We start from the raw sequence: 23,617 nt of genomic DNA on the forward strand, positions 1-23,617 counted from the left end.
CGCTATAAAAACTACAGACTCAGCTCTTATTGTTCTTTATCTTCTTCATGATCTTCATGCTCATGCAAACCTTGCATCATATCGAGCGCGCAATCATCAGTACGCTGCTGATCTTCTTTATCAAGACCATCTTGATTGATATCTTTTGGTGCCATTTTAGTGGTTGCGTCGGCTTTTTCACGATTGGCCATGGGATACTCCTGATTGCCTTAATGTCTTGTAGTACAACTATCAATACTACGATGACATTTTATAAAAGTTACTAATATCACTTAATTTATATCATTTATATGTATATGAGTCATATTAATCTACTCATTTAGTATGAGTAATCTTTGATTGCTTGTACAGCGTTAGACTGAACCAATTTGGTGACGATGTGTAACGCTAAATAAGGGAAAGATATAAAGATTATTGGTAGTCAAAAAAGTAATCAATGTATCTTACAGACAAAGATTTTTATAATCATAAGAAAAATACTGTCAGACCAAACTCTGTTATGATAGCCACGTATTTTTAGCGGTGCTACAAAAATGTAACCAGCTATCAAAGTACGCTTTTATTTTTACAACTTTCAATAATGTCTCTGGGCGCAATAAGGACACTCTATGTCAGAGCAAAAACTAGACAGCCATCTTCCGGATGATGGCAACGAGTATTTATTTACCGATACCTTTCCAAAAGGTACTGGAAAAGGGCTGATAGTGGTCGCCGTTGCTGCGATTATTAGTATGATTATATACAACGTATTACCGTTTGATATAAATGCTAATAAAGGCCTCGCCATGCTGTTTTTTATCGGCGTATTATGGCTAACCGAAGCGGTACATGTAACGATTACTGCTCTTTTAGTGGTGGTGGTAGGCGCATTAATCGGCATACCTGAATTTGATGCCAAGATAGGGTTGCAAAGCTTTGCAAGTCCGATTATCTATCTATTCTTTGGTGGTTTTGCTTTAGCGGCAGCTCTACATGTACAACAATTGGACAAAAAAATTGCCCTTAAGATACTATCAATGTCTGGTGGTAATCTTGGCACAGCGGTCTTTTTAATATTTGCTGTAACCGCATTTTTATCAATGTGGATATCGAATACAGCGACTGCTGCAATGATGTTGCCATTGGCTCTTGGTATTTTAACGCAGGTCGATCGTGAAAAAGATCGTGGTACCTTTGTGTTTGTATTATTGGGTATCGCATATTCTGCCAGTTTGGGCGGCCTAGGTACCATCGTTGGTTCGCCGCCTAACGCTATCGCTGCAAAAGCCTTGGACATCGCTTTTGTTGATTGGATGAAGTTTGGCGTACCGATGATGTTGGTACTACTGCCACTATTGTTAGGTGCTATGTACTTTGTGCTCAAACCTAATCTAAACCGTAAAGTTACGGTTGCACAAGAAGCACCTATCAAATGGAACAAACCTCGTATATTGACTATTATTGTCTTTATCGTGACAGCACTTAGCTGGATATTTTCCAAAAAAATTGGCGCTGCACTCGATATTGCTGACACTGATGCTATTATTGCCTTGTCTGCAGCTGCAGCGGTGGTTAGTTTAGGCTTGGTATCTTGGAAACAAGTATCAGATAATACTGACTGGGGCGTACTCATGCTCTTTGGTGGCGGTATTGCGTTATCGACAGTATTAAAAGTCTCTGGCGCCTCGTTAGTACTTGGTGAGACAGTCGCTAACGCGTTATCCACAGCGCCTATTATTTTAGTAATGATTGCGATTTCAGCGTTCATTATTTTCTTAACAGAGTTTGCATCTAACACAGCCTCTGCCGCGCTATTGGTGCCAGTATTCGCTGCTATCGCTGAGCAGATGGGCTTGCCACATGAAGTGCTGGTGTTGGTCATCGGTATTGGTGCATCGTGTGCCTTTATGCTACCAGTAGCGACGCCGCCGAATGCGATCGTCTTCGGTACTGGTCTAATAAAACAATCAGAGATGATCCGTACAGGTGTGATACTAAATATTATTGCCACCTTTGTAATCGGACTATGGGCATACTTTTTCTTGATTTAATGATGTGTGAGATAACAAAAACCGATATCTGAGTCTTCAGATATCGGTTTTTTATATAATGCTGATTGTGTATCAGCCAGTTGTTTATAGAGACCAATTAAAGGCTACTCAGTATAATCAAGCCAAACCCAGCCGTTTTCTAGCCATTCGCTTAACTCGTCTGGATCGATATCGGCCACATCTTGATAAGTCAAACGCTCGCCATTTGCCAACCGTATTAGTACCGCCGCTGCCGCCTCATCGATGCCATCAAGGCGTTGACCATTGGCATATAATGTGATGTTATCGTCATTTTGGGTATAGAGTAGGCGATTAGTATAATCTGCCTGCAGTGTTGCCCCATCAGATAACGCTTGCATTAGCTCGTCAGTCTCCAATGTCTCCTCTGGTACCAGCGCATCATATTGGCGTTTGCTGACGACCTCAGACACTGCTTGACCAATGATGTCGTCGCCGCGCTCAGACTGCAGCATTTGTAATAGTTGGCCCTTAATCGCCTCAATGCTATCTGCTTGCAACTCACCCGACGCTTGCAGCCCTTGCGGCAATAGCATCGGAATAAATAAATCACTGTCATTGGTGGCGATGTCAGCCAAGCTGTCGATGATTTGCATGAGGTTGGGACGACGACAGCCAAATGAAAACGTCAGGCAGTCATCTTGCGCCACCCCAAAATGCGAGAGCTTTGGCGGTACATAAAGCACATCGCCCGCCTCTAGTATCTCATCAAAGATAATCTCGCCCATATCGTCAAACACCCGAATCGGCTCATCTGCCACAAACTCAGTGTCTGTATCACAAAACTTGCCGAGCTGCCAGCGTCGCGAGCCAAACCCTTGCGCCAAAAACACATCATAATCATCATAGTGCTTGCCAACCGAGCCACCAGCAGGCGCGTATGAGACCATAATATCGTCGCGCTGCCACTGCGGAATAAAGTCAAACGCTTGCCACAGTTGCCCAAGCTCAGGCGACCACTGCTCCATATTTTGCACGAGTACGGTCCACTGCGCTGGTAGGTTATCAAAATCGCTTTCAGCCAATGGGCTTTTTTTAAGTTGCCATTGCGGCATATTTTTTTGTTTGGTCGCGGCTTGAGTGAGCAGACGCGCTGAAGCGTCTTCTTCCAAAGCCAGACCAAGCATATCTTCTGGCTCAAACATACCGATCAGCTGCGGTAGACCTTGCTTAATCAAGAGTGGTTTTTTTTGCCAATACTCGTTCAAGAATTGTTCAGATGTCATTGAGTCGGGTAAACAAAGGGGAATTGAGGTCATTGGTAAATCCATATTCAAAAACAGGTATAAGATTAATAGTGAGGAGTACTTTATAGGACGGTTTTAATAGTTTATGATTATCGCTTATCTGATAGCGAGCATTACAGCACTAGTGACTGCTTCAGAACATCCCATTAATCGTAGGACATTTATGAAAAAATTACATTTTATCGTCATTATCGCTAGCGCATTTTTACTTCAGGCTTGTGTACATAAGATAGTAACGGTACCTGCTAAAGTCGCGTATAAAACCACTAAAGGCGTAGTAAAAGGCACGGTTGCGGTCGGTAAAGCCATCATACCGGGCGACAGTGACGACGATGATAAAAAGGATAAAAAATAAAACCTTACTTATCATCTATGAGTTTTTAAGACAATCATAGCATTCAAAGTAAGGTTGTTTTTTTATAGACTTAGGCGAATATACAGTCAGTTTGTCCAAATAGAAATGAGGCATTTGCGCCTCATTTCTATTGCTTTAAGGTCTTAAATTCACCTTAGCAAACTTTATAGCTTTGCCATCCAGTCTTTGATAGCGCGTGCTTGCTCAGCAGCGTTACCAGTATAAGTAGCTGGCGTAAGCTCACGTAGACGTGCTTTGTCACTATCAGTTACCGCGGACAACTCGTCACTGTCTACGAAAGTAAGCATCGCTTCACGCGTCATGGCATTGCCACGGGTTAGGGCTTTTAATTTCTCATACGGGTTTTCGACCCGGTAGCGACGCATGACCGTTTGAATTGGCTCTGCCAATACTTCTTGTGCCTGATCCAAGTCATCATTTAAGCGCTGTGGATTGACTTCTAATTTGCCCACGCCTTTTAGGCACGCATCAAATGCAATCATACTTTGCGCCAGACCAACACCGATATTACGCAGTACCGTAGAGTCTGATAAATCGCGCTGCATACGCGAGATAGGCAGCTTTTCCCCTAAGTGCGCTAGCATGGCATTGGCCACGCCCAAGTTGCCTTCTGAGTTTTCAAAGTCAATCGGGTTGACCTTATGCGGCATGGTTGACGAGCCAACTTCGCCGTCTTTTAGGCGCTGCTTAAAATAGCCTAAGCTTATATACTGCCAAATGTCACGGTTAAAATCGATCAATACCGTGTTAAAGCGTTTGACTGCATCAAACAATTCAGCGATATAGTCATGTGGCTCGATCTGCGTGGTATAAGGGTTGAAAGTCAGCTCAAGGCGCTCGGTGATAAACTGCTCAGCATGGCTTTGCCAGTCGACTTCTGGATAGGCCGATAGGTGAGCATTGTAGTTGCCGACCGCACCATTTATTTTACCTAATAGCTCAACCTGACCGATTTGCTTGATTTGGCGGGCGAGGCGATAAGCCACGTTTGCCATCTCTTTACCTAGCGTCGTTGGGCTGGCAGTTTGACCGTGCGTACGTGACAGCATTGGCTGATCGGCGTGCGCAATGGCTAACTCAGCGATACTGTCGGTCACTTGCTGCATTTTTGCAACCACAAGCTCACGGCTGTCTTTTAGCATCAACGCGTACGATAAGTTGTTAATGTCCTCACTGGTACACGCAAAGTGAATAAACTCCAAGCTGTCTTCTAGCTGCTGATTGCCGCGAAACTTATCTTTGATAAAGTACTCAACGGCTTTGACGTCGTGATTGGTCGTCGCTTCGATGTCTTTAATCGCTTGCGCGTCGCTTTCACTAAAATCATCAACGATACTGTTTAAAAATTCATGGGTGTCGGCATCAAACGCTGCTAATTCGCCAATCGCGCTGTTATCCGCCAATGACTGCAACCAGCGAATCTCAACGGTGACGCGAGCTTTAATCAAGCCAAATTCAGACAAATAAGGACGCAAGCTGTCGGCTTTCGATGCGTAACGACCGTCGATTGGGGAGAGTGCGGTAAGTGGAGTCATAGTGATGCCTCGATAGTTATGAGATAAAAAATTGCAAAGGTATAGCTACTAAAAATTGCTATATAAGCACGGGGTAAAAATAGTTGCGCGTAATATAGCAGAAATGCGAATGTAAAAAACCCGTCTATTCATATAACTTTATATTTAAGGTGTACTTTTATATTTAAGGTGCATCGACAGTATCTGATTGCGTTGTCCCATACTGAGTATTAAAGTAAAAACTACGGTGAGTTCTGGCACTTAAGATTAAAGGTACTGTTTTCACTGTTCCGTTTTCTCCGATCGGCACACTATCGCTCGCATAATCGCTTGCCTGATAACTAGGATTAGCGAGTTTCGACGTTACTTTGGCATTGTTGTCGCCTTTTTTTTGGAGAATGTCGCGCATGACAAAGTTGTTAATATCGATATTGGCACGGTTGGTTGCAGTGATCTTATAAGCAATGCAATTCCCAGGCTTAATATCTGCACCCGCCCCAGTCTCTGAGCTAGAAAGGGGGTCTTTGCTATAAGTGAGACTGGTAATATCAGTCACTTTGCAGTCATTAGCAGCCTGTTCTTTTTCTAGCACTAGAGCTACGTTTTGATCAATAACTCTACCAAAGTTATTATTTTGATACTCATATTTCGCATTCTCTAACGTAATTGTCTTTTTATTAGTCGTCGTACGAATAGGGTAAGTAGTACCGCTTCTTTCTTCTAATAGACAAACACTAGCTTGACTACCAAGGTCAGTTATAGGGACTTTAAGTTGGTATGTACCAATATCGCTACCAGAGGATTTTACAGATTGTGCGGCATATGTGATGGTTGGATTATCACAGCTATTGACTATTTTGACTGTGCTACCGGCAATACCAGATTCGAAAGCACTGTTAAATAGCCCATTAAAATAATTGGGTCTATTGCTGTAGGCGCCGCTCGTTATGTTTGCGTTACTAGCATCTGCCTCTGCAGCAGTAATACCACCATTGTCATCAAATACAATACCAGAAAAGACATAGTAATAAGGAGTGCTTTCTATACCAAAGCTGATCCATTCATTATATGTCTCTCCAACCACATCGGCCTCGATAGCACTGTTGCCTTTCATAATGCCTTCATAGGTTAGCGTTACCGACTCTGCATTTCTGACTGCAATCACATAATTGCTTTTTGAGTTTTCGATACCATAGCTTACGTAGCTACTGTTATTAGGGATAAGAGTATTAGTATTTAGAGGAGAGTATGAGTTTCTATTATTAGGATTGGTGGAGCTGTCTTTTAAAATATTTTCAAAGGTAGGAGTTGGAGGTAATGTACCTCTTTTTTGCGCGCCAAAGCTCACTTCACCGCTATTATTGGTGCTTGGCGTAAATGAGCTACTGTTACCCGTACCGTTTAGGGCTGTTAAGCTATAATAGTAAAGGTCGTTATTGCCACCACTGAAGCTATCAACACGTAGCTGCGGCTGACTAGTCGCATTATTAGAGCTAAAGCTATTGCGTGATATCCTCTTACCCATAAAGTAATCACCCATGGCGCCAAAAAAAATAGCCAACGTCAGGGTTTTTTCTAACCGTCGCTTCTACAGGCAGATTGATCTGAGAGTTTTGAGTAAAGCTTAAGGTTTGACGAGCAATCTCAGAGTTACCACCTGTGGTATAGCTGGTTTGACCAATCTTTATGGTGTGTAAAGAAGTGATGTCATCAGGCGTAATAGTTATCGTATAAGTAAACTTATCTCTGTCATTGCCAGCATTGACCTCATTTTTTATTTCAATACCATTGTCGCCAACTCTAACGCTTGCGCCATTGTAACCGTTAGCTGCCCCTGCGGTGATCTTAAACTTACCCGTGGCATTTTCTGCTGTTCGGTAAGTACCTGATGCAATACTGCCTGGCACTGTCTCTGTGTCGCGAATAAATGTGCCAAAATCTGTAGGAATAGCTTGAGCAAATAACGGAGTAGTAACAACGAAAAAAGCAATGATCTGACTTTTGAATGTTGAATAAGATTTTACAGTGTTCAAAACAGGTATAAAGCGGCCAGTCATGAAGTATCCTATAAGTGTAACTGATATAACTAATACAATTGAAAATTTGCAAGCTACCATTTATGAGCTATTATTTTTAGCTATTCATAAGTATTGGTAGAAAATAATTAAAGCCCGCATGGCGCATCAATAGAGGCAATCACCCCGCCACCAAGACATACCTCATCGATATAAAATACTGCTGACTGACCTGGCGTCACGGCGCGCTGCGGCTCATCAAATACGGCTCGTACTTCACTGCCATCTAAGTTTGTGGCAAATACATGACAAGCTTGATCTGGCTGACGATAGCGAGATTTTGCCATGCAGCGTAATCCTTCGGCGCTAAATATATCTGTAGGCGGTAGACCATCAATCCAGTCGAGCTTGTAAGCTTGCAGCTCATTACTCATAAGCATCGGATGCGCATGGCCTTGACCGACGATAAGACGGTTTTTGTCCAAGTCTTTTGCTAATACAAACCAAGGCTCTTCAGGACGGTCTTTGACACCGCCAATACCGATACCGCCACGTTGACCTAACGTGTAGTACATCAATCCATCATGAGTGCCGATGATGTGTCCGTCGTCAGTCACGATATCGCCTTTTTGCGCAGGCAGGTACTGCTGTAAAAAGTCCTTAAAACGGCGCTCACCAATAAAGCAAATGCCAGTTGAGTCTTTCTTTTTAGCGGTGACAAGATCATGCTCTTCAGCGATCTGACGTACGACTGGTTTTTCAAGCTCACCCACTGGAAACAAGGTCTTGGCAATTTTGTCGCCACCAACTGCATGTAAGAAGTAGCTTTGGTCTTTGTTGTTGTCCAGGCCACGCAGTAGCTGTGCAACTAGCGTGCCATCGCTATTTTTGTAGTTGACACTACGGCGTGTATAGTGGCCTGTCGCAATATAATCAGCCCCAAGGGTCAGAGCATAGTCTAAAAACGCCTTAAACTTGATCTCTTTATTGCACAAAATGTCAGGATTAGGCGTGCGCCCCGCTTTATATTCTGCTAAGAAGTGCTCAAACACGCGGTCCCAATATTCCATGGCAAAGTTGGCCGTGTGCAACTTAATACCGATTTTGTCGCACACTGCTTGCGCGTCGGCGAGGTCGTCCATGGCAGTGCAGTATTCAGTGCCGTCATCCTCTTCCCAGTTTTTCATGAAAAGACCCTCTACCTTAAAGCCTGCTTGCTGGAGTAGGACGGCTGATACAGAAGAATCAACGCCACCAGACATACCGACGATCACATGCTTGGCGCTGGGGTTGTCGATATCAGCAAGCGTCAAAGGGCGCTGGATGCTAAAAGAGTCAGAAGCTGATAGGGTTGATGTATTTGGCATGACAGACATAGAACGGCTCAACTTTTTATACCTTGTCCAAAGTTTGAAATACTACTGAATTAAGACAACTACTAAAGTTAATAAGCTTAGTAAGTTGACAGAATATCTCATCTTTTGAATTTGGTTTATTTTTAGAGTAGGTATGATGATAAAATAAAGGCTATATTATACCAGCTAATTGAAACTGGTGGCGACCTATGGCATCTTACTGCTTGGAAAATTCAGATAGTAGTTTTAAATTATTTTAATCACGCTTATTTTGGGATAACAATGATAAAAATTGGTCAAGGTATTGATGTCCATGCGTTTCACAATAATGGTCAACAGCAGCAATATGTCATACTAGCGGGCGTGCCTATCGAGCACAGCCATAGTCTACTTGCGCACTCAGATGGTGATGTGGTACTACATGCGCTTGCGGACGCGCTATTAGGTGCATTAGCGCTTGGCGACATCGGTCAGCACTTTCCTGATACTGACGCGGCCCATGCGGGTTTAGATTCTCGGGTATTGCTACGCTACGTCTATAGCAAAGTTCAAGAGGCAGGTTATATGTTAGGCAATGCCGATATTACGGTGATGTGTGAGCGCCCAAAACTTGCCCCACATAGTTTGGCCATGCGCGAAAATATCGCCAGTGATTTGCAAACTGCCATCAACAATGTCAGCATTAAAGCCACAACCACAGAAAAACTCGGTTTTACAGGTCGGCAAGAGGGTATTATGGCTAGTGCCGTGGTATTATTGGTCCCTAATGTTGTCGAATCTAGGTAGCGTTATTCTAACAAATTGGCCGCACCAAATGATATTCTGCTTGTAATACTGTGATGGTCGCCCCATGTATCTACCATATGTTTACCTAATTATTAATTAGCACAGCTTTTTCAATTTCAATGAACTGCTTTATCAATAGGAGCTTTTATGAGTGAGCAAACCCCAAATACCGCTGCAAATGATGTTGAACAACTGATTCGTGATCAGATCAAAGAAAATAAAGTTCTTCTATATATGAAAGGTACACCGCAATTTCCGCAGTGCGGATTTTCTGCGCGCTCTATCGAAGTATTGACCCAAATCGGTCGTCCGTTTGCGTTTGTTAATATTTTAGAAAATCCAGAAATCCGTGCGACCTTACCGAAAGTTGGTAACTGGCCAACGTTTCCACAGCTATGGATTGATGGTGAATTAATGGGCGGGTCAGATATTATTCTTGAGATGTATCAATCAGGTGAGCTAAAGCCGTTGGTTGAAGCAAATAGCCCTGCTGCTTAACGACTTATCGCTTTTTTGGACTACTTTATTGTCTTAATAAGTGATTTGTATTTTTTGGCATCGCAAACCTGAGTGGCTGATATGGTTGCTCGGGTTTTTTGTTGTCTGTGCACTTTGTTGTTTTTATCGGTTTTAGCCCCATATAGGGGTTAAGATAAATACAATTTAGATAATAAGAGATACTTATGAATGACCAATTAAAAAACGATGCATCAACTAAGCAACAAGAAGCGACTGAACAGGCTGCCATCGAGAAGCGCCGTGAACATCTAAAAGCTGAGTCACTACGACTTATTGAGATGGCAGGCAAGGAGCCGAACTCTGCGCTTAAGTGTATCCATCAGCTTAGTGTGGCAGGCGGCGCTACAGAAGCGACTTATGTTGCTATTGAGCAGCGCGTTGTAGCCGATCAAGACACTGCTGGCGCTTATCATTTGGCATTATTGGCGCAAAATACGCCAGACTTACCCATTGACGCGCGTCAGCTTATTGAGCTGGTTGTAAACAAAGGTGACAATGAGCAGCGTTTGGCATTACTCAAAAACTTGCCTCTACCACCCGTTGATATGATAAAAGAGCAGGTTTTGGCCAGTAACGATGGGGATGCTATTGGTCAGATGAATGCTTATCTACAGATTAATCCAGAAGGCTATGGTAGCCATCATATGTTGGGTAGTAGCCAAAAAGATCGCATTGTACCGCTTAGTCCTGGTAACAGCATAGAATAACGCCTTATATAGTTGATTCGATGTAAAATCAATATGTTCTAACATGCTTTAATTTAAATAGTTTTTATTTGAGCATTTTTTAAATATCAAAAAATTGTTATAATAATTGGTTATCTAATTTCTAACCAACGGCTTGTTTTGGTCGTGGTTTCTTTTAATTCGACCGACGTTTATTTGCTCATGGCTTGCTTGTTATAACTAAGATGTGGTGAGCCAAAAGCGACGTTGTGAGTCAAGTGAGGCATACATGCAATACCCAAAAAGTTACGACGTGATAGTGATCGGTGGCGGTCATGCTGGCACAGAAGCTGCTTTAGCATCCGCACGTATGGGCGCGCAGACCTTGCTGTTGACGCACAATATTGAGACGCTGGGTCAGATGAGCTGTAATCCGGCGATTGGCGGTATTGGAAAGTCGCATTTGGTGCGTGAGATTGATGCGCTAGGCGGTGCCATGGCATTGGCAACGGACAAGGCAGGTATCCAGTTTCGCGTGTTAAATAGCCGCAAAGGTGCTGCTGTACGTGCTACTCGTGCGCAGGCAGATCGTATTTTATACAAAGCTGCTATTCGTGAGACGCTTGAAAACCAGCCCAATCTTGACTTATTTCAACAAGGTGCTGACGATATTTTGGTAGAAAACGGCCGTGCGACTGCGGTTGTCACCTCGACAGGTATTATCTTTAAGACCGAAACTGTCGTTTTGACCTCTGGTACGTTTTTAGGCGGGGTCATTCATATTGGTCTTGAGAACTCAAAAGGCGGCCGCGCTGGGGATCAACCTTCTATTAAACTGGCTGACCGTTTGCGTGAGCTTAAGCTACCAGTGGGTCGTTTAAAGACAGGGACGCCTGCGCGTATCGATGCGCGTAGTGTCGACTTTAGTGTGATGACGGTGCAGCCAGGTGATACGCCACTACCTGTGATGAGCTATATGGGTGATGTGTCGATGCACCCTGAACAGGTCAACTGCTATATTACCCATACCAATGCGCGTACCCATGACATCATCCGTGAAAATCTTGATCGCTCACCGATGTTCTCTGGCAAAATCGAAGGCGTCGGTCCACGTTATTGTCCATCAATCGAAGATAAGATTCATCGTTTTGCGGATAAAGACAGCCATCAAATATTTATCGAGCCTGAAGGTCTGACCACGCATGAGCTGTATCCAAATGGTATCTCAACAAGCTTACCATTTGATGTGCAGCTTGAATTTATCCATAGTATGAAAGGGCTTGAGAATGCGCATATTACTCGTCCAGGCTATGCGATTGAGTACGATTATTTTGATCCACAAAACTTAAAGCCAACGCTTGAGACCAAGTCCATCGATCGCTTGTACTTTGCAGGACAAATTAATGGTACGACTGGCTATGAAGAAGCAGGCGTGCAAGGTTTGCTAGCAGGAACGAATGCGGCGTTAGTGACCACTAATAATAGTGAGTTTGAGACGTGGACACCGCGCCGTGATGAAGCTTATCTTGGCGTGCTTGTCGATGATCTCATCACCCACGGTACGACTGAGCCGTATCGTATGTTTACTAGCCGTGCTGAGTATCGTTTGCTACTGCGTGAAGATAATGCCGATCAGCGTTTGACCGAGACAGGTCGTAAGCTTGGTCTGGTCGATGACGTGCGTTGGCAGGCGTATCAAGAAAAAATGGAAGCCATTGCTACAGAATCTGCCCGCCTAAAAGATATGTGGGCAACCCCTGCGAATGCTTTGGGACAAAAAGTCACTGAGCAAACAGGCGAAATACTTAGCAAAGAAGCGACTGCTTTTGATTTGCTGAAACGTCCGCAAATCCACTTTGCCGATATTGCCGCTATTACTGATTCGCAAGTCGATGCGCAGGTGGGTGAGCAGATTGAAATCTCGGTTAAGTACGCCGGCTACATTGATCGTCAGTCCGAAGAAATTGAACAAATGAAGCGCTTGGAAAATACTAAGCTGCCAATGGATTTTGACTACAGCATCGTGTCAGGGCTATCAAATGAGATTGTACAAAAGCTCACGCAAGTACGTCCTGCCACGCTTGCCCAAGCTGGGCGCGTGAGTGGTGTGACTCCTGCTGCCGTTCAACTATTAGCAATGACTGTTAAAAAGCAGAAAAAAGTAAAAGCGGCACTAGGTTCTTAATGTATGCATTTTTGATGACGGTGAATTAAAGCGTATATAGTGTGCATAAAACCCATAGTGATATTTCATTATGGGTTTTTTTATGGCTATACGCTTAACAATTCAAAAACAGCTTAGCACTGTTATATTTTGGTTTAGTAAGAAATAATAGGTAGAATAAAAATGCTAGAAATAACGTCAACCAAACATAAATGAGGAGTAGAATCATGCCTTTTGACAAATTATCAGACCTACCAGATTCGGTAAAAGACAACTTACCCAAACATGCACAAGAAATCTTTCGTGCAGCATTTAATAGTGCAAGCGAGCAGTATGATGATGAGTCACGTTGGTTTGCCACTGCGTGGGCAGCCGTTGAAAATGTTTACGAAAAAAACGAAGATGGCGAGTGGGTAAAAAAACCAGATCATAAGTAAAGATACAGTACATCCTTTACTCTTCCATAATTTGACCTAACCTATAACAAGTATGTGCTCATGGCTTTGAAAATACAGCTTTGAGTACATTGTCGTTCCGAGTTTATTTATGATCGAAGCCATTGTTTTTGCGATTACCATTGTACTGCCCAACCTAGCTCTAATGGGGTTGGGTTTTTTTATGCAAAGACGCGGTGAGGCGAGCCAAGCCTTTATCGATCAGTCCTCAAACTTTGTCTTTAACTACTGTTTGCCCTGTTTACTTTTTTTTAGCGTCGTCGATAGTGACGTTGATTATGGCAAACAAATCACGCTAATAATTGCTGGTATTTTAGTGACCTTTATCTTATTTATCGGCGCAGAGGTTTATGCCAAGCGCTTCGTCAGTCGCCCAGCAGATCAAGGAGTGTTTGTACAAGGTATATTTCGTAGCAATATGGCAATTATTGGACTGGCGACAGTTGCCAACGCTTACGGAGAGCGCGGCTTGAGTATTGGTGCAGTCTACATGGGTGTGGTGACAATATTATTTAATATTTTAGCTGTTATTACCCTCAGTCGTGTGTCGAAGAACGTAGATGATACGTGGGTTAGTCGTAGCCTTATGATAGTCAAAAAACTATTTACCAATCCGTTAATAATCGCCTTACTGGCCGCCTTTGCCTACAAAGCGCTTATGTTGCCACCACTTACTGGTGTCATTCATACGACTGGCGACTTATTGGCAGCGGTAGCATTGCCATTAGCCCTAATTTGCGCTGGAGCCAGCATTGATTTAAAGTCGATGCTGCATCCTTCAGGATTATCCATGCAGGCAAGTATTGGCCGTATTGTTGTGGCACCAGTAGTCGCTATCACAGTAGGATTGAGCTTTGGGCTGACGGGGGTGCATATGGGAGTGTTGTTTTTAATGGCAGCATCACCGACTGCCGCTGCCAGTTATGTAATGGCAAAAGCCATGGGCGGTAATGATGTGCTCGCCGCCAATATCTTGGCATTTACCACGGTAGTGGGAATGTTTGGCATGGCGATTGGCGCGGCGATGTTACGTGTTTTAGGGTGGATGTAGTAGCTATATATCGCAGCAATCTAGAAAAGCTACCTTAAATCGCATTTTTTAATTTACCTAGAAAATCAGACAGAGCTTTATTTTGAAGTTTTTTAATAATATAGTGCATGCTGGGTAATTTTTAACTCAGTATCGGATGGTTGTCGTTACGCCTATTGTCTTATTTGATAGATAAAGGCATGATGAGACGTGTATAAGTATCGAGTAGATGGAAGTAACAACAACTCCATAATAAATACGATTATAAATTTACAAATTCAACAAGCAAGGAGTGCTCACAGTGCAGTTATTAAACCAAGCAGTAGTGACCGAACATCTCAATATGCAAGCAGCTATTGATGCCATTGAAGAGCTATTACATCAGCAAGCGGCGCATCCTAATTGGGTAAAGGCGCCTGAACGTTTAGTCATTGAGACATTTAGTGAGGATAAGAAGCATAGCTCAGGCTCGCATTTATCGATGCCAGCAACTATCTATAATGGTGAAAAAGAGTACACTGCCGTAAAGCTCGTCACTATTTGCCCTGATAATCCTAGTCGTAATATGCCAACGACCACCGCTATTATTACCGTATCAAACAATGATACTGGCGAGATATTAGCCATTATGGATGGCATTTATATAACTCAGGTGAGGACGGCAGCATTATCAGGTATCGCTACTAAGTATATGACAAAGTCTGATTGTCAGAGTGTCGCTGTGGTTGGTTGTGGCGGTATGGCTTATGAGCAGTTAAACGCTGTATTAACGGTACGCCCTGACATTAAAACAGTGTATTTATGGAACAGAAACCATAAAGGTGCGGAGCAATTTAAAACCCGTTTTGCTAATGATTATGCCCAGTGGGACGTTGAAATCAAGGTCTGTGAAGAGATGAGTGAAGCGGTTCGTGATGCCGATATCATTAATGTTGCAACACGGGCGACTGAAGGTTTATTTAGTGTTGATCAAATTAAAGCCGATGCCCATATCAATGCGGTAGGCGCCTATCAAGCAACAATGAAAGAGATCGGTAACGACATCGTTGCAAGCAGTAGCATGGTCGTCGTTGATGACTTGGCTGGTAGCCGTCACGAAGCGGGCGATTTAATCCAAGCGCATGATAACTCTGATTGTACATGGACTTGGGATGATCTCAGCGGTGATTTGCAAGCGTTAGCAACGGGTGCGTTAAAAGAAGAGGTCACTAAGTCTGATGGAGTCACTTTGTTTAAGTCTGTAGGTGCGGCAAGTTTCGATGCAGCAGTGGCTTTATATGTCGCAAAACAAGCAGAACAAAAAAACCTTGGGTCGTCAATTGATTGGTAAGGCTATTTAAAAATACTTTGTATTTTACTAATTAAGATAGTTATTCAAAGCGTAAAAAAGCCGCCTTCTCAAATAAGAGAAAGCGGCTTTTTTGGTATAAATTTAGGCTACATCAATTTAAATTATCTCTATCTCGCTTGTCTTTACGCTGCTGCTTTCTTTTTGCACTTGTATGATACGTCAAATACCCTCCAACGACCATCACTGCAATAAATGCAACAATGTATAAAAATATTGATGAACCAATAAAAGCAGATGATTCCATGACCGTTATCTCATTAGAGTTCACCTTCAATTATGCAAGCGTCTCCTCTTGTTGTAAAGTAAACAAGTTTAGCTCAGGTGTAAGTTCAAGTGAACGTAAACGCGTGGCTTGATCATAAACGTTCGCCGTTACGATTAGCTCGTCTGGCTGATACGTTGCCAAAAACGCAGTAAGTTTTGGCTTAACGGTATCAACAGAGCCAATGAATGATATCGATAGCGCGTTTTCTACCATCATTTTTTCGCTTGAGCTCCAGATGCTGTCCATATCATGAGTGGGCTTTGGCATTTGACCTGTTTCCCCGCGGCGTAAGCGTACAAAGCTTTGCTGTGCTGAGGTAAAATGATAATGCGCCGTGGCGTCATCATCAGCGAGTAATAGGTTTGCCGCTATCATGACGTAAGGTTTGTCAAGGTAGGCGGACGGCTTGAATTGCTCGCGATAGGTCGTGATGGCCTGCTCAAGCATCGCGGGGGCAAAGTGAGAGGCAAATACATAAGGTAAGCCCAGATGCGCTGCTAGGGTAGCCCCAAATAACGATGAACCTAAGATCCAAATAGGAACGTTTGATTTGGCACCAGGAAACGCTTGTACAGGACTGTTATCTGTACTATTACCCAAGAAATACATCAATTCTTGTACATCTTGTGGAAAGCGCTCAGCATCTTTCATCTGTCGACGTAAGGCCTGAAAAGTTGCACCGTCAGTACCAGGAGCACGGCCCAACCCTAAATCGATACGGTCACCGTATAACGCTTGCAAGGTGCCAAATTGCTCAGCGATAACCAATGGCGCATGGTTTGGCAGCATGACACCGCCAGCTCCAATACGAATACGCTTGGTTTGGCTGCCAATATGTGATAGAAGTACCGATGTCGCTGCACTAGCGATACCTGGCATATTGTGATGCTCTGCCATCCAGTAACGATTTAAGCCGATCTTTTCTGCGCACTGCGCTGTCTCGACCGTCTGGGCAATGCCTTCAGCGATGGTTTTACCTTCAGGAACGGGCGCTAAGTCTAAAAAGGATAATGGAATTGTATTACTCATAGTTCACCTGTTTCATAAATTTTAAAGCACTCATAATTTTTCTGGCAGTTTTGTATAGGCTGTTTATAAAAAGTCTTGAATGCTCGATAGATAATATGATGGGGCGGTTATACAGAATATAAAGGTCAGGAGTTAAGACGATAACAAATCTTAATAATGGGATGGACGTACAAAAGCATGTAACAAATTTATAGCATAAATGACATGATGAAAAGCGAACGGCACCGCTATCTACTGATAACGGTGCCGTTGAATGTTTATATAAATAAAAGTGTTAATTAACTATGCCTAGAATAGTTACTGTTCAAAGAGCTATGTACTAAACTGCTTTTGACACAGCTCCATGAAAGCACGGCCATATTGGCGAATTTCAGCATCATCTCGTACCGCCATCCAACTGGTAAAGCGACCAAAGTGCTCTACTGGAATTGCGGTTAAATTCTGGTAATGGCTTGGTTCAAATGCCATCTCAGCGATAATGCCAACTCCTAAACCCAGACCGACGTAAGTACTAATCACATCAGCATCAAGTGCGGCCAACACAATATCAGGCTCTAATCCTGCTTCATCAAAAGTTTTATCAATGGCCCCGCGTCCGGTAAAACCACCGTGATAGGTCACAATCGGATAGCTTGCAAGGGTAGGTAAGTCGATGGATTCTTGTTCGGCAAGCTCATGATCGCTTGGTACGATGACGCGATGTGTCCAGTCATAATAACGAAAGCAGCGTAGATAGTCGTTATGCAGTAATGACTCGGTTGCAATACCGATATCAGCTTGTCCACGTATCACCATTTGTGCGATGGTCTCAGGGTCAGCCTGCTGCAATATGAGATTTACTTTAGGAAATCGTGCTTTGAACTCTTTGACTACTTTTGGTAAAACATATCGTGCCTGCGTATGAGTGGTGGCAATCGTCAATGTGCCAATATTGGGATTATTAAAATCGAGACTGAGATTCTCAATCGTACGAATTTCGGCAAAAATAGTTTCAATATGCGGCATGAGCGCTGTGCCCATGGTTGTAAGACCCGTCAAACGTTTGCCTTGACGAATGAATACTTCAGTTTTGAGTTGGTTTTCAAGTGCTGCTATATGCTTTGATAAGCTTGATTGACTGGTATGTAATACTGTCGCTGCTTGGCTTAGATTATAGCCGTTGATTACCGTATGCCATACCGTTTCCAACTGCTTGAGCTGGATTTGTAGATGCCGCTGATTGACCACTACGTCGATTGCCATTAGTTAATCCTATTGTATAAATACACAAACGCTGTCTGTATATAAAAATAAAAATGTACAGTTATGCAGTAGAAAACCAGTGTAAATCAAATCTATTATTCTTGTATATAAGATATTGCTATCAGCTTATGATAATTCGGAATATATAAAAGATGCAAAGTTTGAAAGGTATGATGATTCTACTCAATATTGGTCTTGTTTTTCTCACAAAAAAATATGAAGGTAGTAAAAATGCTTATAGATAACAAGTGCGTAAGTAATGATTGTATAAGTAGTGAGTATATATTAGTAATTTCGTAAGCTAATAATACATAAGTTTACTATGCTAGAAGATACAAAGTCATTGAGTTAAGTTATCAAACTTTAATGCATAAATTTCGATAGAATGTCTAGTCAATGTAGACGTTCTGAAGTACCATAATTCAATTTTGCTACAAGTGTGGCTTTTTTTATACAACTTTGACCAGCTTTTATCATCTCAGTGCATATAATTGATACTAATGATTGATAAAAATGGTAGAAGGTTGTGCTTTTTGTTTCAATTTTTGGTGAATAGTTATGTCTGCTGTCCAACCTGTGCCTCCAAATCCCCCAGTTGCCAAAAAGTCATGGGGAGAGGCGGCAAAAGCTTATCTCGATCGACGCGCCATTATTATGTTGTTCTTAGGGTTTGTCGCTGGTATTCCCATTTTGCTTATCTTTTCGAGTCTCTCACTGTGGCTGCGTGAGGCTGGTATTGATCGCAGTGTGGTAACAATGTTTAGTTGGGCGGCACTTGGCTATTCGTTCAAGTTTATTTGGGCACCATTGGTTGATGCTGTGCCACTACCTGTATTGACCAAACTATTGGGCCGTCGTCGTAGTTGGATACTGGTCGCTCAATTGATGATTATTGTGGCGATTTGTCTGATGGCGAGCGTCAATCCAACCAATGAAGGTAGCCTTATTTTCATGGCAGTTGGGGCGGTATTACTGGGTTTTTCCTCCGCTACTCAAGATATTGTCATCGATGCTTATCGCATTGAGCTTGCTCCCCCAAGTCTACAGTCGGTATTGTCTGCCATGTATACTGCAGGCTACCGTTTTGGTATGATTGTCGCTGGGGCAGGCGCGCTATATTTGGCTGATTATTTTGGTTCAACTGAGGCGCTTTATAGCTATGAAGCATGGCGAAATACTTATTGGATTATGGCAGGGGTCATGGGAATCGGGGTCGCGACCACTTTGATTATTCATGAGCCAGTTAGTAATCAGGTGCGCGTTGAACGCAAGACATCAGACTATTCGCGTCTAGTCTTGGTATTTGCATTATCAGTCATAGGTTTTGTGTTCATATTTGCAAATTTAGGAACATTGTTGCCTGAGACAGAAAGTGCGCTTTTAGGGTTTCTATATGAATTAGTGCGTATGACCTTGAGTCTGACAGTGGCTTTGGCCATAGGTTATGGGTTGGTAAAAGCCAATCTTGTAGAAGCAGAAGTTGCTAAAACAACGTGGGTTGAGCCTATCGCTGATTTCTTTCGTCGTTATGGCAAAAAAGCCTTGTTGCTTCTAGCACTTATTGGCTTATATCGTATTTCAGATATTGTGGCTGGGGTAATATCCAATGTTTTTTATCAAGATATGGGTTTTACCAAGACCGATATTGCCAATGCGGTAAAGTTAGTTGGCGTCATTATGGTGATCGCTGGAGGGTTTTTGGGCGGGTTACTGGCTCAAAAGCTGCGTATGATGCAAGCCATGATGGTTGGGGCAATATTGGCTTGTGCGACTAACCTGTTGTTTGTATTGTTGACGTATCATCCTGGTAGTTTGCCGTATATGTATCTAGCCGTTATCTTCGATAACCTTGCTGCAGGTCTTGCTAGTGCGGTATTTATTGCCTTTTTATCTGCTTTGACTTCTATTCGTTTTACTGCAGTACAGTATGCGATATTTTCATCACTTATGACTTTGCTACCCAAAGTACTGGGTGGTTATTCGGGAACTATTGTCGATAACACCAGTTATCCGTTCTTTTTCATTTTCACTTTTGCTATCGGCATACCCATTTTGGCACTGATTTATCTTGTCGATAAACACATTATAATCGGTGATAATGATGATATTTATAGTGACAACGACGACAGTAATAATGGTAGTAACACTGTTACTAGCCTAACTAAAACCAATCCAAATCTAACCGACACTAAAGAATCACCACGTGCAACAGACTAACGCTAACGAGCAGCCATGTTGTAACCCAAATTGCTAGACAGTATTTTTAAGAGTTATCTATGACAGCGTTCACCATTTATCAAATAAAGCAGCAAATCTGGCAACTAACAAATGGTGTTACGAGAGGTACGCTGCCGCCATTTTGGCTAACGGATTGGTTGTTACATGTTATCAATAAACCAAGCTCATTTTTAATCACTGATGAGAGTTATCAGCTGTCCGATAGTGAGCTTGAGCAATTTAATACTGGCGTTGTCAAAATGCAAGCTGGCACACCGCTCGCTTATCTAACTGGACAACAAGAGTTTTGGTCGCTTAATTTTACGGTTAATGAGCACACTTTAATCCCTCGGCCTGACACTGAAGTTTTGGTCGAACAAGTTTTAAATTGGATAAAGTCTCAGCCAAAAATTTTAGGTGAGGATAATAAACCAAAGCGGTTACTAGACTTAGGCACAGGGTCAGGTTGTATTGCTATCAGCTTGGCGCATGAGTTAAAACATCAATTGAAATATGGTCGTTGGCAAACAGTAGCGGTTGATTTATCAGCAGAGGCGCTTAAAGTGGCTAAACATAATGCCGCTATCAATGATGTTGCCGATATTGATTTTGTACAAAGCAGCTGGTATGAAGAGCTGTCTACTCAGGACGAGCACTTATTCGATGTGATTGTCTCCAATCCTCCTTATATTGACGAAACCGATGAGCATTTGGTGCGTTTAGTAGCCGAGCCTATTAGTGCCCTAAGTGCACCCAATCACGGACTTGCGGATATAGAGCATATTGTCCGGTATGCACCGCAACATCTACATGCAGGTGGAATATTGGCGATTGAGCATGGTTATGATCAAGGAGCAGCAGTACGGCAAATATTGTCAGATAAAGGCTTTAGCGCAGTACAAACGGTGCAGGACTTTGGTGGTAATGATCGTGTGACGCTTGGACAGATTGGGTAGTTGGTTTAATTTTATCAGCTATTTATGGTAATAGATTTTTGGTGATAAATATGGTGCAGTCGTTAGAATCCAAGCAGTTATCAGATGATGAGCTAATGCGTTATGCACGGCAGGTATTGCTTGAAGGCTGGGATGTCGACGCTCAGCTAAGACTGAAATCGTCTCGCGTAGTCATGATAGGCGCAGGCGGTTTAGGTTGCCCAGCTTCTGAGACTTTGGTGCGAGCAGGACTTGGGCAAACTCATCTGATTGATGACGATGAGATTGAGGCGAGCAATTTACAGCGGCAAACGCTATTTTTACCCAAAGATATCGGTCAGCCTAAGGCATTGACCGCTGCCAAGATGCTTGAGGAAATTAATCCATTAGCATCTGCTTGCGGTACAGTTGCACGCTTGAGTGAAGACAACGCTTATGAGCTGCTTGGTATGGCGACAGGTAAGCCCAATCTTTTACTAGATTGTACCGACAACTTTGCCACGCGCGACATTATTAATCGCATTAGTGTGCGTTTCCAAATCCCGCTATTGACTGCCTCAGCGATAGGCATGCAAGGTCAATTGGCATTATTTGAGCCGAAGTTAAATACAGGCTGTTACTACTGCGTCTTTGGTTCAGTGACGCATGATGCAGAGGTCGATGAGCGTACCTGCGCCAATTCTGGAGTGCTTGCCAGTACCACTGCTATTATGGGTAATTTGCAGGCCAACGCTGCGCTACAATATTTAGGATTAACCAAAAATCCACTGATTAATAAGCTGCTTTTGTGGGATGGTAGCCGGATGCAGCAGCGCCTGATGGGCTATCGGCAAGACAAGCATTGTCCTGTGTGCGCTGTTTAGTTATTTCACCGTTATTTGGTTTTGTATTATTTAGCGTCACATTTTAACTGTCACAGTATTTTTTATCACCCAATTTTGTTTTCTAATTATAGTTGTTTTTTATGAAAATTCATCGTCCTCATTTACTCAAGCATTCGTTCAATGTGGTTAACCGTATGCGTCAGACGGTCAGTGTCGCCGGATTATCTGCACTAAGAGTTGCAAAAGGCGAGAAGCCTGATGCCAAGCTGTTAAAAGATACTTTTGAGCAGCTTGGTACGACTTATATTAAAATCGGACAGTTTATAGCCAGCACGCCCTCGTTATTTCCGCGTGAATATGTAGAAGCCTTTCAAGACTGTTTGGATCAAACGACACCATTATCTTATACCTACATCGAGCAGGTGTTGACGGATGAGCTGGCCGTCGATGGGCAAACGCTGTCTGACAAATTTGCATTCATCGATGAAAAGCCTTTAGCATCAGCCTCCATTGCTCAGGTGCATGCCGCGCGTTTACATAATGGCGATGAAGTGGTGTTAAAGGTGCAAAAGCCTGAAGTCGAAACCATCATGCAAACCGACTTAGGCGTGTTGCATGGGGTGACTAAAATCGTTGAGCTGCTCATGCCTTCGATGAGGTTTGCCAGTATTGCACCGATTATTGATGAGATTCGTTTACGTATGTTGGCCGAAACTGACTTTATTAGCGAGGCACAAAACATCCGTGATTTTCAGCAGTTTTTGAGCGTATCAGGAAATACAAAGGTAGTAGCGCCAGAGGTCTATGATGATTTGACGACCAAACGTGTCCTGACTATGAGCCAATTACATGGCGTCTCTATGATTGATGAGACGGCAATGCGCCAGTATTGTGATGACCCAGCGCAAGTGATGGCAGATACGCTGAATACGTGGTTTGCAAGCCTGATGTTCTGCAATAGTTTCCACGCTGACTTGCATGCGGGCAACCTAATGCTCTTAACAGATGGCCGAATTGGCTTTTTAGATTTTGGTATCGTGGGTAAGCTTAAAGCCGAAAGCTGGCGTGCCTGTATGGGCATGATGCAGGCATTACAAGATAATAACTATCAAGCAATGGCGCAGCATATGATCGATATGGAGATGACTCATGGTCGCAGTAATGTCGATGCACAGGACTTAGCAAATGACTTACAACGTATGATGAAAACCATCATGGCAGAAGACATTACGTTTACAAGCGGTGTGCCTTTTAACAGTAAAGAGCAGGCTGATGAGTTGAATCAAATGATGCTTGAAATCGTTGAAGTCGGTAAACGTCATGGTATTCATTTCCCCCGTGACTTTGCGTTACTGACCAAGCAGTTGTTATATTTTGATCGGTTTATGCGTACTTTAGCCCCTGATATGGATATGTTTAGCGATCAACGGGTACAGATATTAGGACAGACCGACACAGAGCAACCTTCGACGCCAGCACTTAATGTTTCCTAGTTTTTAAGTAGTTTCTAATTAGTTTTATGCAGTTTATATAACCTATTGCTGCTTTTGAGCGTTGTTTGTAGATTTTTTAACACAAAG

22 protein-coding genes are annotated in these 23,617 nt (G+C 42.9%); 13 read left to right on the plus strand and 9 right to left on the minus strand.

The window, feature by feature from the left end; translation table 11 throughout:
- Positions 1–26 precede the first annotated feature (26 nt).
- Complete coding sequence (locus BTV98_RS13620) at positions 27–191, minus strand: hypothetical protein (RefSeq protein WP_178379358.1); 165 nt, start codon at positions 189–191, stop codon at positions 27–29.
- Between the two features lie 417 nt (positions 192–608).
- On the opposite strand from BTV98_RS13620, the gene BTV98_RS05780 reads away from it, so the two are divergent.
- Positions 609–2,030 (plus strand): DASS family sodium-coupled anion symporter, encoded by a 1,422-nt coding sequence (locus BTV98_RS05780; protein ID WP_075103121.1) that lies wholly within the window; start codon positions 609–611, stop codon positions 2,028–2,030.
- Between the two features lie 104 nt (positions 2,031–2,134).
- On the opposite strand, the gene BTV98_RS05785 is transcribed toward BTV98_RS05780, so the two are convergent.
- Positions 2,135–3,307, minus strand: a complete 1,173-nt coding sequence (locus BTV98_RS05785) for a cupin domain-containing protein (RefSeq protein ID WP_075103122.1) — start codon at positions 3,305–3,307, stop codon at positions 2,135–2,137.
- A gap of 151 nt (positions 3,308–3,458) precedes the next feature.
- On the opposite strand from BTV98_RS05785, the gene BTV98_RS05790 reads away from it, so the two are divergent.
- On the plus strand, positions 3,459–3,650 hold the full coding sequence (locus tag BTV98_RS05790) for an NF038104 family lipoprotein (protein WP_075103123.1): 192 nt from the start codon (positions 3,459–3,461) through the stop codon (positions 3,648–3,650).
- Between the two features lie 164 nt (positions 3,651–3,814).
- On the opposite strand, the gene purB is transcribed toward BTV98_RS05790, so the two are convergent.
- The 4 genes from purB to mnmA all read right to left on the minus strand — a co-directional run bounded on the left by purB (position 3,815) and on the right by mnmA (position 8,576).
- Positions 3,815–5,206 (minus strand): adenylosuccinate lyase, encoded by a 1,392-nt coding sequence (gene purB, locus BTV98_RS05795; RefSeq protein WP_075103124.1) that lies wholly within the window; start codon positions 5,204–5,206, stop codon positions 3,815–3,817.
- Positions 5,207–5,369: 163 nt separating this feature from the next.
- Positions 5,370–6,710 (minus strand): hypothetical protein, encoded by a 1,341-nt coding sequence (locus BTV98_RS05800; RefSeq protein ID WP_143505660.1) that lies wholly within the window; start codon positions 6,708–6,710, stop codon positions 5,370–5,372.
- A 7-nt stretch (positions 6,711–6,717) separates the two neighbouring features.
- Entirely contained in the window at positions 6,718–7,242 is a 525-nt protein-coding gene (locus tag BTV98_RS05805; protein WP_075103126.1) for a hypothetical protein, read from the minus strand.
- Positions 7,243–7,349: 107 nt separating this feature from the next.
- Positions 7,350–8,576, minus strand: a complete 1,227-nt coding sequence (gene mnmA, locus BTV98_RS05810; RefSeq protein ID WP_075103127.1) for a tRNA 2-thiouridine(34) synthase MnmA — start codon at positions 8,574–8,576, stop codon at positions 7,350–7,352.
- A gap of 261 nt (positions 8,577–8,837) precedes the next feature.
- Here mnmA and ispF point away from each other — a divergent pair, with 261 nt between their 5' ends.
- The 7 genes from ispF (at position 8,838) to BTV98_RS05845 (ending at position 15,504) form a co-directional block, all read left to right on the plus strand.
- The gene (gene ispF, locus BTV98_RS05815; RefSeq protein WP_075103128.1) at positions 8,838–9,341 is read left to right on the plus strand and encodes a 2-C-methyl-D-erythritol 2,4-cyclodiphosphate synthase; all 504 of its coding nucleotides are present in this window, start codon (positions 8,838–8,840) and stop codon (positions 9,339–9,341) included.
- Positions 9,342–9,488: 147 nt separating this feature from the next.
- Positions 9,489–9,839: a Grx4 family monothiol glutaredoxin gene (grxD, locus tag BTV98_RS05820; protein ID WP_058368655.1), complete on the plus strand. Its 351-nt coding sequence runs from the start codon at positions 9,489–9,491 to the stop codon at positions 9,837–9,839.
- 185 nt (positions 9,840–10,024) lie between these two features.
- Positions 10,025–10,567, plus strand: a complete 543-nt coding sequence (locus BTV98_RS05825; protein ID WP_075103129.1) for a hypothetical protein — start codon at positions 10,025–10,027, stop codon at positions 10,565–10,567.
- A 247-nt stretch (positions 10,568–10,814) separates the two neighbouring features.
- Positions 10,815–12,710, plus strand: a complete 1,896-nt coding sequence (gene mnmG, locus BTV98_RS05830; RefSeq protein ID WP_075103130.1) for a tRNA uridine-5-carboxymethylaminomethyl(34) synthesis enzyme MnmG — start codon at positions 10,815–10,817, stop codon at positions 12,708–12,710.
- A 206-nt stretch (positions 12,711–12,916) separates the two neighbouring features.
- Positions 12,917–13,126, plus strand: a complete 210-nt coding sequence (locus BTV98_RS05835; RefSeq protein WP_075103131.1) for a ChaB family protein — start codon at positions 12,917–12,919, stop codon at positions 13,124–13,126.
- A gap of 109 nt (positions 13,127–13,235) precedes the next feature.
- Complete coding sequence (locus BTV98_RS05840) at positions 13,236–14,195, plus strand: AEC family transporter (RefSeq protein WP_075103132.1); 960 nt, start codon at positions 13,236–13,238, stop codon at positions 14,193–14,195.
- A 280-nt stretch (positions 14,196–14,475) separates the two neighbouring features.
- A complete protein-coding gene (locus BTV98_RS05845; protein WP_075103133.1) occupies positions 14,476–15,504 on the plus strand; it encodes an ornithine cyclodeaminase family protein in 1,029 nt (342 codons plus the stop codon).
- A gap of 112 nt (positions 15,505–15,616) precedes the next feature.
- On the opposite strand, the gene BTV98_RS13625 is transcribed toward BTV98_RS05845, so the two are convergent.
- The 3 genes from BTV98_RS13625 to BTV98_RS05855 all read right to left on the minus strand — a co-directional run bounded on the left by BTV98_RS13625 (position 15,617) and on the right by BTV98_RS05855 (position 18,061).
- Complete coding sequence (locus BTV98_RS13625) at positions 15,617–15,769, minus strand: hypothetical protein (RefSeq protein WP_178379359.1); 153 nt, start codon at positions 15,767–15,769, stop codon at positions 15,617–15,619.
- Between the two features lie 30 nt (positions 15,770–15,799).
- Complete coding sequence (locus tag BTV98_RS05850; RefSeq protein WP_075103134.1) at positions 15,800–16,819, minus strand: LLM class flavin-dependent oxidoreductase; 1,020 nt, start codon at positions 16,817–16,819, stop codon at positions 15,800–15,802.
- 312 nt (positions 16,820–17,131) lie between these two features.
- Complete coding sequence (locus tag BTV98_RS05855) at positions 17,132–18,061, minus strand: LysR substrate-binding domain-containing protein (protein ID WP_075103135.1); 930 nt, start codon at positions 18,059–18,061, stop codon at positions 17,132–17,134.
- Positions 18,062–18,619: 558 nt separating this feature from the next.
- Between BTV98_RS05855 and BTV98_RS05860 the strand changes: the two genes are divergently transcribed.
- The 4 genes from BTV98_RS05860 (at position 18,620) to BTV98_RS05875 (ending at position 23,530) form a co-directional block, all read left to right on the plus strand.
- Positions 18,620–20,278, plus strand: a complete 1,659-nt coding sequence (locus tag BTV98_RS05860) for an MFS transporter (RefSeq protein ID WP_075103136.1) — start codon at positions 18,620–18,622, stop codon at positions 20,276–20,278.
- A 59-nt stretch (positions 20,279–20,337) separates the two neighbouring features.
- Complete coding sequence (gene prmC, locus BTV98_RS05865; protein ID WP_075103137.1) at positions 20,338–21,234, plus strand: peptide chain release factor N(5)-glutamine methyltransferase; 897 nt, start codon at positions 20,338–20,340, stop codon at positions 21,232–21,234.
- Between the two features lie 50 nt (positions 21,235–21,284).
- A complete protein-coding gene (locus BTV98_RS05870) occupies positions 21,285–22,076 on the plus strand; it encodes a HesA/MoeB/ThiF family protein (RefSeq protein WP_075103138.1) in 792 nt (263 codons plus the stop codon).
- A 101-nt stretch (positions 22,077–22,177) separates the two neighbouring features.
- Complete coding sequence (locus BTV98_RS05875; RefSeq protein WP_075103139.1) at positions 22,178–23,530, plus strand: AarF/ABC1/UbiB kinase family protein; 1,353 nt, start codon at positions 22,178–22,180, stop codon at positions 23,528–23,530.
- Positions 23,531–23,617 lie beyond the last annotated feature (87 nt).

The sequence above is a fragment of the Psychrobacter sp. Cmf 22.2 genome (genome assembly GCF_001921745.1).
Taxonomy (GTDB): Bacteria; Pseudomonadota; Gammaproteobacteria; order Pseudomonadales; family Moraxellaceae; genus Psychrobacter.

Excerpts from the sequence above, each read along its gene's own strand:
- BTV98_RS13620 (WP_178379358.1), bottom strand. The coding sequence starts at position 191 with ATGGCCAATCGTGAAAAAGCCGACGCAACCACTAAAATGGCACCAAAA.
- BTV98_RS05780 (WP_075103121.1), top strand. The coding sequence starts at position 609 with ATGTCAGAGCAAAAACTAGACAGCCATCTTCCGGATGATGGCAACGAG.
- BTV98_RS05785 (WP_075103122.1), bottom strand. The coding sequence starts at position 3,307 with ATGACCTCAATTCCCCTTTGTTTACCCGACTCAATGACATCTGAACAA.
- BTV98_RS05790 (WP_075103123.1), top strand. The coding sequence starts at position 3,459 with ATGAAAAAATTACATTTTATCGTCATTATCGCTAGCGCATTTTTACTT.
- purB (WP_075103124.1), bottom strand. The coding sequence starts at position 5,206 with ATGACTCCACTTACCGCACTCTCCCCAATCGACGGTCGTTACGCATCG.
- BTV98_RS05800 (WP_143505660.1), bottom strand. The coding sequence starts at position 6,710 with ATGGGTAAGAGGATATCACGCAATAGCTTTAGCTCTAATAATGCGACT.
- BTV98_RS05805 (WP_075103126.1), bottom strand. The coding sequence starts at position 7,242 with ATGACTGGCCGCTTTATACCTGTTTTGAACACTGTAAAATCTTATTCA.
- mnmA (WP_075103127.1), bottom strand. The coding sequence starts at position 8,576 with ATGTCTGTCATGCCAAATACATCAACCCTATCAGCTTCTGACTCTTTT.
- ispF (WP_075103128.1), top strand. The coding sequence starts at position 8,838 with ATGATAAAAATTGGTCAAGGTATTGATGTCCATGCGTTTCACAATAAT.
- grxD (WP_058368655.1), top strand. The coding sequence starts at position 9,489 with ATGAGTGAGCAAACCCCAAATACCGCTGCAAATGATGTTGAACAACTG.
- BTV98_RS05825 (WP_075103129.1), top strand. The coding sequence starts at position 10,025 with ATGAATGACCAATTAAAAAACGATGCATCAACTAAGCAACAAGAAGCG.
- mnmG (WP_075103130.1), top strand. The coding sequence starts at position 10,815 with ATGCAATACCCAAAAAGTTACGACGTGATAGTGATCGGTGGCGGTCAT.
- BTV98_RS05835 (WP_075103131.1), top strand. The coding sequence starts at position 12,917 with ATGCCTTTTGACAAATTATCAGACCTACCAGATTCGGTAAAAGACAAC.
- BTV98_RS05840 (WP_075103132.1), top strand. The coding sequence starts at position 13,236 with ATGATCGAAGCCATTGTTTTTGCGATTACCATTGTACTGCCCAACCTA.
- BTV98_RS13625 (WP_178379359.1), bottom strand. The coding sequence starts at position 15,769 with ATGGAATCATCTGCTTTTATTGGTTCATCAATATTTTTATACATTGTT.
- BTV98_RS05850 (WP_075103134.1), bottom strand. The coding sequence starts at position 16,819 with ATGAGTAATACAATTCCATTATCCTTTTTAGACTTAGCGCCCGTTCCT.
- BTV98_RS05855 (WP_075103135.1), bottom strand. The coding sequence starts at position 18,061 with ATGGCAATCGACGTAGTGGTCAATCAGCGGCATCTACAAATCCAGCTC.
- BTV98_RS05860 (WP_075103136.1), top strand. The coding sequence starts at position 18,620 with ATGTCTGCTGTCCAACCTGTGCCTCCAAATCCCCCAGTTGCCAAAAAG.
- prmC (WP_075103137.1), top strand. The coding sequence starts at position 20,338 with ATGACAGCGTTCACCATTTATCAAATAAAGCAGCAAATCTGGCAACTA.
- BTV98_RS05870 (WP_075103138.1), top strand. The coding sequence starts at position 21,285 with ATGGTGCAGTCGTTAGAATCCAAGCAGTTATCAGATGATGAGCTAATG.
- BTV98_RS05875 (WP_075103139.1), top strand. The coding sequence starts at position 22,178 with ATGAAAATTCATCGTCCTCATTTACTCAAGCATTCGTTCAATGTGGTT.